The sequence below is a fragment of the Bradyrhizobium sp. SHOUNA76 genome, assembly GCF_023006445.1.
In the GTDB taxonomy this organism is placed as follows: domain Bacteria; phylum Pseudomonadota; class Alphaproteobacteria; order Rhizobiales; family Xanthobacteraceae; genus Bradyrhizobium.
This window is the reverse complement of record NZ_JALBHA010000221.1, coordinates 1-9,538: the sequence shown is the minus strand read 5'-3', so window position 1 is coordinate 9,538 and position 9,538 is coordinate 1. Positions and strand designations below refer to the sequence as shown.

Sequence of the window (9,538 nt, the reverse complement as noted above, 5' to 3'; positions counted from 1 at the left end):
GTGGCGGGATGTCGATGGGTGGCGGCGGTGGCTTCCGCGGTGGAGGCGGAGGAGGCGGGCGCGGTGGTGGTGGTGGCCGGCGCTCCGATATGGCGCTGAAGCACGACGTCGTCCTGCTCGGCTATCTCGGCAACGGCCTCGGCTATTACCGCTTCAGCTACGTCGGCAGCGACAAGGCTTATGTCGGTGTCATGGCTCAGGAGGTCGAGCAGGTGATGCCGAACGCCGTAACGCGCGGAAGCGACGGATATCTGCGCGTGTACTACGAGAAGCTCGGACTGACATTCCGCACCTACCGCGACTGGCTCGCCGGCGGCGCGACGATCCCCGCGGAGGTGTCACCATGACCGGTCTGAAATCGTTACGCCGCGCGCTTCTGCCCGGCATCATGGCCCTGGCGCTGCTTGGCTCTGCGTCACAGGCCCAGCAATCGTACGAGACGCCGGAAGACGCTGCCGCGGCGCTTGCGGCGGCGGTCAAGAGCGGGCCGCGCGACATCCTGAAGGTGCTCGGCAGGGCCGCCGAGGACATCGTCTTCTCCGGTGACGAGATCGCCGACAACGATATACGACGGCGCTTTACGTCGATGTATGACGCCAAGCATGGCCTCAAGGCGGAGGGCAACAAGACCGCAACCCTGATGCTGGGCCCGGACGATTTTCCGTTTCCGATCCCGCTGATCAACACCAAGTCCGGCTGGGAGTTCGACACCGACGAGGGGCGGATCGAAGTGCTCCGCCGCCGCATCGGCCGGAACGAGCTCGACGCGATCCAGACCGCACTCGCCTATGTCGACGCCCAGAATGAATATGCCGGCAAGGATCGCGGTGAGGGCGTCGGCGTCTACGCGCAACGCATCGTCAGCAATCCCGGCAAGAAGGATGGGCTGTTCTGGCGCGACGACAGCGACCCGAGCCCGCTCGGTCCGCTTGCGGCGGAGGCGTCTGCCGAAGGCTACAAAGCGTCAGGTGTAGGGCCGAGCCCATATCACGGATACTATTTTCGGATCTTGAAGGGGCAGGGGATGGACGCGCCGGGCGGCCCACTCAACTACGTCGTGAAAGGCAAGATGATTGGCGGCTTCGGGCTGATTGCCTGGCCTGCCGAGTATGGCAATTCCGGCGTGATGGCCTTCCTCGTCAATCATGACGGTACCGTCTACCAGAAGGATCTCGGCAAGCGCACGGACTTCGTTGCCAGGCGTATCTCCTTGTTTGATCCCGACCAGACCTGGAAGAAAGTCGATGCAGAGAAACCTTGAGCGCTGCATCGCCTTTGCGAGGACTTCGGCAATTTACCTCGGAACGATCGCGCTCCTTGCGTTGGTCGTTCCTGCGACACCGTCCTTCGCGCAGGCCTCAGGCCATGTTCGGGTCAAGATAGTGAAGGCGGGCCTGCTCGTCGGCGCTGGCGCGGGCAACGGGGTGCTGACCTATCGCGGCCACAACTATCCCTTCCAAGTGTCCGGCATTAGCCTTGGTATCACGGCTGGCGCGACCATCGGTCGGCTCGATGGCTGGGCTTCGGGCATCCGCGAAATCTCCGACTTTGCGGGTTCCTACAGCTCAGTTGGTGGCGGCGCGGCGCTCGTCGGGGGCGTGAACGGCGTCCACTTGCGTAACGACAAGGGGGTCGTGATCGTCCTGCGAGGGCCGAAGGCGGGCCTGGAGTTTGCCGCCAACCTCAGCGGGATTACAATATCGCTTGCGAAATGAGGTTGCAGGCGATTGACACTTCTGCCGCACATTAGGCGGCGAGTTTCAGTGTCGAGGGTTTGACGGCCAACCCAAGACTGCAGAAGGCCGCACGCCAGGCTTGTCGCCGACCAGGCAGGTTCGGTGACGAGAACGGCCTCATCGCCCGCACCTGAAAGCTCAGTTGCTGCGGTCACTACACCGTGGCAGGATGTCCCCTGTTAAAATCCGAGGCTGTCCAGGCGAGCGGGAGCCATGGACGGATGTCCGGGCTGCCGCGCACTCGAACAACCACAGTATCAACAACCGCCGGAGCACAGGCGGCCACCATGCTGAACGTCGAAACGCAGCGTTACACGCCCGCATCGGATCGGGACCTTCCTGTCGTAGTCGCATTGATGCCCGCAACGCCGAAACAGCGAGCAGTCGCGGTTGGCCTTGCCGTCGTGATTATCGCCCTTGCAGCGCTAGTTGCGCCTTTTGCGCATCTCCAGATCGGCAGGATCGACAGCTTCGTTCCGGTTCTTCAAACCGTCCTGAGCGCAGCCGACCTGCTTACGGCAATTCTGCTGTTGGCCCAGTATTCGGTCCAGCCGCATCGATCGCTGCTTGCCATCGCCAGCGCATACCTCTTCAGCGCCTCGTTCGCCTTCCTGCAGACGTTGAGTTTTCCGGGAGGCTACGCACCTAACGGCATCATCGGTGACGGCTACAATACGCCGGCTTGGTTCTTCGTCCTTTGGCACACGACGTTTTCTTTGTGCGTGCTGTCCTACGCCTTGCTGAAGGAGATGAAAGCGGAAATCCCCCGGTCGCCCGCTGCCAGCATCGCGCTCTCGCTTGCGTTCGTGTTCGGGGTGGTGGTTCTAGCGGCGCCGCTTGTGACCACTTGGGTCGGGCACCTCCCGAGCTTCTACACGACGAGTGTCACGCTGCAGACGCGGCTCGGTAATCAGATCAACGTCGCTTTGTTCGTTTTCGGCGCGTTCCTGTTCTTGCTGCTCTTTGCACGCGGGCGAACGGTGCTTGATCTCTGGCTGATGGTGACCCTGTTGGCTTGGCTGCCTAACTTCCTCGTGGCAGCCGTCGCGAGTTCGGTTCGCTTTTCGGTTGGTTGGTATGCGGCGCGCGGCTTTGCGCTGGTCGCAAGTTGCATGCTGCTGTCGGTCCTGCTGACCGAAATGACCGTGCTCTACTCTCGGCTCGCCAGTGCCCTGACAATGCAGCGGCGTGAGCGAGCCAATCGCTTGGTGAGCATCGACGCTGCCACCGCGGCGATCGCTCATGAAGTCAGGTCGCCTCTGGGCTCGATCACTTTGAATGCAAGTACGGCTCTCCAGATGCTTCAGGCGCAACCTCCTCGGCTGGACGAGATCAACGTCATTCTCAAGGATATGGAAGAAGCGAGTTTAAGGGTGAATGAGACGATCAGGAGTGTTCGCGGGCTTTTCAAGGACGCCGCTGATCAACCTGCGACGATAAACATTGAGGAAATCACGCGCCAGGTATTGCGGCTACTGCAGCACGAATTGCAGTTGAACGAAGTGTCGGTCGTGACTGAATTTCAAGTCGATGGCGCCTTGGTGCGTGCGGATCCCGTTCAACTGCAACAAGTGATTTTGAACCTGCTGAAAAACGCCATCGAAGCGGTCAACTCCGCTTTGACCGACGGTCGTAGATTGAACGTTGGAACACGGCTCGACGGCGACGCTGTTATCCTCTTCGTTCGCGATAACGGCGGGGGAATTTGTCCGAACGACCAAGGCCGCATTTTTGAGCCGTTCTTCACGACCAAGCGGGCAGGGATGGGACTGGGCCTGCCGATCTGCCGCATGATCGTGGAAAGGTATGACGGCAGTTTGGTTCTTGCAGAATCCAGTCGTCATGGCTCGACCTTAGAGGTGGCTTTGCCGGCCATGCATCTGGTCTAAGCTCCGAAGCGTGACGCCCGCGCCGTATTCCGAAGGAACAGGAAGCGCATTCTTGCGAAGGATGCGCACGAATGGCCAAAGCGCAGGTATTGCACAGCTCAACAATCATAATGTCGGATATTTCGCTGAAATCGCAAAGCTACCGCTTCTCCGTCGCCCCCATGATGGATTGGAGCGAGAGTTCAGGTTTTTCAACTGTTTAGAGGGCTGCGTGTGCGCCGGGAGGTCAAGGAAAATCTCATCACGTCTAATGTGAGCAGGGATTTCTTAGCTGGGCTGATGCTGAAACTGGTAATGCCGACGGGCACTAAAAGGAACGACTTGAATTGATACCCGCTGGGAAGGTGCAATACCGCGTAGCGCTCAGTTCGCACAACGCGCCTCGAGCGTATCGACGAAGGCGCGATCCCATCGGCCCTCACGGATCGCGTGGATAGTGCCGTTTTCATTTTGCTCCTGCGCCAATGCTTTCTCGATGACCGTTGCGGCCAGGGACGGTGGAAATGCGAGGAGGCCGTCCTGATCGCCTACAATGATGTCGCCCGCGTTCACGGGCATACCGCCGGCTGTGTCGGGACATTGATCGCTCCGGGACCATCGGGCTCTCGGCCAAAGCGCAGAACTATCCGGGCCAGCTCTCCGGCGGACAGCAGCAGGGCGCGGCGATCGCGTGCACACGTACGATTGTCGCGACGGAGCGACCTTTCAGCCATTTGTTCTGGAGTCGGCGTTGCCACCCCGCCAAACTGCAGGCTCTAGACACGTTCTCGTGTTGGAAGTGAGTAGCGTTGTGACGTTTGAGACCTCCAACGTCGCCCAGTGCGTCGCGGCTAGGGGACGCGCCCGACGACTAGGCGCGTCCCAAGTTTTGATGGTCTACAACCAAACAGGTGTCGATTAGATCGAGGTCGGCCGGCAGTCGTTCGTCGCATTGGTCTAGGGAGCGCGACCCTTACTTTCATAGATGCTGACGTCAATGAGAATGCCGGCCGCGGGGCGACGCAGTTGAACCGCTAGAACTCAATTGACTCTGCTGCAGGATCGATTCGGAATTTGGTGCGCTGGACCTCGCCCGCAAAATGGGTAGCCGGAGCGCAGCGGCACGCTAGCCGCGCCGGCGCGCGCGCAGTTTGCGAAAATCATCGCCGGCGTGATGGGAGGAGCGCGTCAACGGCGTCGCTGATGCAAGCAAAAAGCCCTTGGCATAAGCGATCTTCTCATAGCTGTCGAATTCGCCAGGCGTCACAAAGCTTACGACAGGGTGATGCTTGCGCGTGGGTTGCAGGTACTGGCCGATTGTCAGGAAATCGACGTCGGCGGATCGCAGATCGTCCATCAGTTGCAGCACCTCGCTCCGGTCCTCGCCAAGACCGACCATGATGCCGGACTTGGTGAAGATCCGCGGATCGAGTTCCTTCACCCGCTGCAGCAGCCGGACGGAATGGAAATAGCGTGCTCCCGGTCGCACCGTCAGGTATTTCGACGGCACTGTTTCCAGATTGTGGTTGAACACGTCGGGCTTCGCCACGACCACCGTTTCGAGCGCGTCCGGCTTGCGCAAAAAGTCCGGCGTCAGGATTTCGACTGTCGTGCGAGGGCTTGTCCCGCGGATCGCGGCGATCGTAGCCGCAAAATGCGCCGCGCCGCCGTCGGCGAGGTCGTCGCGATCGACCGAAGTGACGACCACATGTTCCAGCCCAAGCTTGGCCACTGCTTCGGCGACCTTGACCGGCTCGTCGGCGTCGAGCGGGCCGGGCAGGCCGGTGCGCACGTTGCAGAAGGCGCAGGCGCGTGTGCAGGTATCGCCCATGATCATGAAGGTCGCGTGCTTTTTCGCCCAGCACTCGCCAATGTTGGGGCAACTTGCCTCCTCGCACACGGTCACGAGCTTGTTTTCGCGCACGATGCGCTTTGTCTCGGCCCATTGGGCTGAGCCGGGCGCCTTCACGCGGATCCACGCAGGCTTGCTCTGGATAGGCGTATCGGGACGGTTCGCCTTCTCGGGATGACGCGGCGTCTCGGGCCCCATCTTCGCTCGCGGATCGCCGTTGAGGAGATCGAGTATGACAGTCATTTGGTCAGCCCCGTGAATGCGCCGGTCGCGAACATTCAGCTATCTGAGCAAAGTTCGTCAATTCGATTCTTAGTCTTTCCGCGAGCGACCTCTCCCGGCCGGATGCGACGCCGCGCGGACGCTGTCGCTTCGAGCGCGCAGCGGGTTTCCGCCATCGAGCCCTGTAAATGCTGGTCCGACATTTCGGGCGGTACACCCGAACGGCTTTCCGAAGCTTCAGACAGATCCGGGCCGATCGGAGAGGCGGGCTTGCCGGATTGCATCGCAAACTCAAGCAAAACGAACGGCATGCGCGTGATTGGCGCGCCTTTCCGAGTCTGGCACGAATGCTGCTTAGGTGTCTGCAAAAGAAGCGATAGCTCAAAAGCAAACGACGCGAGGGGACGTTCATATGCCAGCCAGCACTCAATCTTTCACCTAGAACGACAGGCGATACCGCCTGCGTGGCATTGCGCGCTTTCCGCTTGACGGCGGAACGCAATGAGCAATGACGCCTGACTTCGGCTTGGCATGCAAGGGAGAGAGTAATGACAGTCGCGGACGCGCACGATCAGGATCCGCAGGAGACCCGGGAGTGGCTGGATGCCCTGTCGGCAATCCGAGGTCACCGTGGCAGTGAACGGGCCGAATTCGTCGTCAATACGATGATTGACGCAGCGCGTAGCGGCGGCCTCAGCATTCAGCAGACGTTGACGACGCCCTATTGCAACACGATTCCGTCGGATCAGCAGCCGGCCCTGCCGGGCGACCGCGCCATCGAGCACAAGCTGCGCTCGATCATCCGGTGGAACGCGTTGGCAATCGTGCTGCGCGCCAACAAGGAGAGTTCGGAGCTTGGTGGCCATATCGCGAGCTTCCAGTCCGCCGCTACGCTCTACGACATCGGCTTCGGCCATTTCTGGCATGCGCCTACGGAAACGCATGGCGGCGATCTGATTTTTGTCCAGGGGCATTGCTCGCCCGGAATCTACGCGCGCGCCTTTCTCGAGGGACGTCTGAGCGAGGAGCAGCTTCTCAGTTTCAGGCAGGAGACCGGCGGCAAGGGCTTGTCGAGCTATCCGCACCCGTGGCTCATGCCGGATTTCTGGCAGTTCCCGACGGTGTCGATGGGGCTGGGGCCGCTGATGGCGATCTACCAGGCGCGATTCCTGAAATATCTGGAGAACCGCAATCTCGCCGAGACTGCAAACCGCAAGGTCTGGGCGTTCATGGGTGACGGCGAAACCGACGAGCCGGAATCGCTCGGCGCGATCTCGCTGGCCGGCCGCGAGAATCTCGACAATCTGATCTTCGTCATCAACTGCAACCTTCAGCGGCTCGACGGGCCCGTTCGCGGCAACGGCAAGATCGTCCAGGAGCTTGAAAGTATCTTCCGCGGTGCCGGCTGGAACGTCATCAAGGTGCTGTGGGGCTCGGGTTGGGATCGCCTGCTGGAAAAGGACAAGAGCGGGCTGCTGCTCAAGCGCATGGAAGAATGCGTCGACGGCGAATACCAGGACTTCAAGAGCAAGAGTGGCGCATATATCCGCGAGCATTTCTTCGGCAAGTACGACGAACTGAAGCAGCTCGTCGCCGACATGAGCGACGACGATATCTGGCAACTCGCACGCGGCGGCCATGATCCCGAGAAGGTTTTCGCCGCCTACACCGCGGCCGTGAACCACAAGGGTCAACCGACGGTCATTCTGCCGAAAACCGTCAAGGGCTACGGGATGGGCGAATCCGGTGAAGGCCAGATGATCGCTCATCAGGCCAAGAAGATGACGCAGGACGCGCTGCGCGGCTTCCGCGACCGCTTCCAGGTGCCGGTCGCCGATGACGACCTCGCCAAGGTCCCCTTCCTCCGCCTGCCGGACGACAGCCCGGAGATGAAGTATTTCCGGGCGCAGCGCGCGAAGCTCGGCGGCAGCCTGCCGCAACGCCGGCGCAAGTCCGCCCCTCTGCAAATTCCGCCGCTGTCGACGTTCCAGCGGCTGCTCGAAAACACCGGCGACCGCGAAATCTCAACCACGATGGCCTTTGTCCAGATGCTCGGTACGCTCGTGCGCGACAAGGCGATCGGCAAGCACATCGTGCCGATCGTGCCGGACGAATCCCGTACCTTCGGCATGGAAGGCATGTTTCGCCAGCTCGGCATCTACTCGTCGGTCGGCCAGCTCTACCGGCCGCAAGATGCCGATCAGCTAATGTATTACCGCGAAGACAAGAGCGGGCAGGTCTTCCAGGAAGGAATCAACGAAGGCGGTGCGATGTCGAGCTGGATCGTCGCGGCGACGTCCTACAGCACGAACAACGTGCCGATGATTCCGTTCTACATTTACTACTCGATGTTCGGCCTGCAGCGCGTCGGCGATCTCGCTTGGCTGGCGGGCGATATGCGGGCACGCGGCTTCCTGCTCGGTGGCACCGCCGGCCGCACCACGCTCAACGGCGAAGGCCTGCAGCATGAGGACGGCCACAGCCACGTGCTGGCCGGCACCATCCCGAACTGCGTGTCCTACGATCCGACTTTTGCCTATGAGGTCGTGACCATCGTCCGGGAAGGCATGCGCCGCATGTATGAGGCGCAGGAGGACATCTATTACTACATCACGCTGATGAACGAGAACTATCCGCATCCGGCACTGGCCGACGCTGGAAAGGGGGCGGAGGAGGGAATTCTAAAGGGACTCTATCTCCTGAAGAATGGCGGCGAGGCGACAAAGAAGGGACTGCGCGTCCAACTCGTCGGCTCGGGCACCATCCTGCGTGAGGTGATCGCGGCCGCGGATCTGCTCAAGGTGGACTTCGGCGTGACGGCGGACGTGTGGAGCGCCACCAGCTTCAACGAGCTTCGTCGCGATGGCATGGCGGCGGAGCGCTGGAATCTGCTGCATCCGACCGAGCCGCGCCACAAAAGCTGGGTGGAAACGCAGCTTGACGGGCATGCGGGCCCGGTTGTGTCGTCAACCGACTATATGCGCAACTACCCCGATCAGATCAGGGAATATGTGCAGGCGGCCGGACGTCGCTACGTCGTGCTTGGCACCGACGGCTTCGGGCGCAGCGACTATCGCGTGAAGCTACGGCAATTTTTCGAGGTCGACCGACATTACGTCGTCGTCGCCGCGCTCAAGGCGCTTGCCGATGACGGGGTGATCAAGCCGGAGACCGTGGCCGAAGCCATCGCCAAGTACAAGATCGACGCCGGGCGTTCAGCGCCCTGGACCGTGTGAGCCAGCGGAGCCGAGGACAGAGCGATGAGTTTGATCGACATCAAGGTTCCCGACATCGGTGATTTCAAGGACGTCCCGGTCATCGAAGTCTTCGTAAAGCCGGGCGACAAGGTCAAAGCCGAGGATCCGCTGGTTGCGCTGGAGTCCGACAAGGCGACCATGGAGGTACCGTCGCCGCGCGACGGCGTTGTGAACTCGGTGGTTGTGAAGGTCGGCGACAAGGTCAGCGAAGGTGCTGTCATCGTGCAGTTCGAGGGTGCGGGCGGTGAGCAGACCGACGCGCGCCCGGTCGTCAACGCACCACCGTCGCCAACCAGTGCTCCCGCTGGGGTGGCAGAGGTGCGCGTTCCCGATATCGGGGACTTCAAGGACGTGCCGGTTATCGAGATTTTCGTCAAACTCGGCGACAGCGTGAAGGCGGAGGATCCGCTGATCGCGCTGGAGTCGGACAAGGCAACGATGGAAGTGCCGGCACCTCTTTCGGGAACCGTGCGCGAGATCAAGGTGAAGACCGGCGACAAGGTCAGCGAGGGCGCGATCATCCTCGTGCTTGCGACGAGTGACGCCGCGTCGGCTCCGGCGGCTGCCACGCCGGCACCCGCATCAACGGCACCTGCCGCGGGC

The 9,538-nt window shown here is 61.3% G+C and carries 9 protein-coding genes; 7 read left to right on the top strand and 2 right to left on the bottom strand.

Going from position 1 to position 9,538, the window contains the following annotated elements:
* From MOV74_RS21550 to MOV74_RS40835, 5 genes are all read left to right on the top strand, one after another.
* The coding region (locus MOV74_RS21550) for a tail fiber domain-containing protein (protein ID WP_404979158.1) at positions 1 to 347 on the top strand (347 nt) is incomplete at its 5' end.
* Complete coding sequence (locus MOV74_RS21545; RefSeq protein WP_246926464.1) at positions 344 to 1,261, top strand: DUF2950 domain-containing protein; 918 nt, start codon at positions 344 to 346, stop codon at positions 1,259 to 1,261. The genes MOV74_RS21550 and MOV74_RS21545, both read left to right, overlap by 4 nt.
* Positions 1,245 to 1,715: a hypothetical protein gene (locus MOV74_RS21540; RefSeq protein WP_246926462.1), complete on the top strand. Its 471-nt coding sequence runs from the start codon at positions 1,245 to 1,247 to the stop codon at positions 1,713 to 1,715. The genes MOV74_RS21545 and MOV74_RS21540 overlap by 17 nt, the downstream gene beginning before the upstream one ends.
* 308 nt (positions 1,716 to 2,023) lie before the next feature.
* The gene (locus MOV74_RS21535; RefSeq protein WP_246926460.1) at positions 2,024 to 3,625 is read left to right on the top strand and encodes an MASE4 domain-containing protein; all 1,602 of its coding nucleotides are present in this window, start codon (positions 2,024 to 2,026) and stop codon (positions 3,623 to 3,625) included.
* Positions 3,626 to 3,696: 71 nt separating this feature from the next.
* Positions 3,697 to 3,828 carry a hypothetical protein gene (locus MOV74_RS40835; protein WP_258719544.1) on the top strand — a complete coding sequence of 44 codons (132 nt, stop codon included), beginning with the start codon at positions 3,697 to 3,699 and terminating at the stop codon, positions 3,826 to 3,828.
* A 160-nt stretch (positions 3,829 to 3,988) separates the two neighbouring features.
* Here MOV74_RS40835 and MOV74_RS21530 read toward each other — a convergent pair whose 3' ends face one another.
* Positions 3,989 to 4,177 (bottom strand): hypothetical protein, encoded by a 189-nt coding sequence (locus MOV74_RS21530; RefSeq protein ID WP_246926456.1) that lies wholly within the window; start codon positions 4,175 to 4,177, stop codon positions 3,989 to 3,991.
* A gap of 553 nt (positions 4,178 to 4,730) precedes the next feature.
* Positions 4,731 to 5,699, bottom strand: coding sequence for a lipoyl synthase (gene lipA / locus MOV74_RS21525; protein ID WP_246926454.1), 969 nt, complete (start codon positions 5,697 to 5,699; stop codon positions 4,731 to 4,733).
* Positions 5,700 to 6,226: 527 nt separating this feature from the next.
* Here lipA and aceE point away from each other — a divergent pair.
* Together aceE and MOV74_RS21515 are read left to right on the top strand one after the other, a co-directional pair.
* A complete protein-coding gene (aceE, locus tag MOV74_RS21520; protein ID WP_246926450.1) occupies positions 6,227 to 8,914 on the top strand; it encodes a pyruvate dehydrogenase (acetyl-transferring), homodimeric type in 2,688 nt (895 codons plus the stop codon).
* 30 nt (positions 8,915 to 8,944) lie between these two features.
* A partial coding sequence (locus tag MOV74_RS21515) for a biotin/lipoyl-containing protein (protein WP_309486820.1) occupies positions 8,945 to 9,538 on the top strand: 594 nt, incomplete at its 3' end.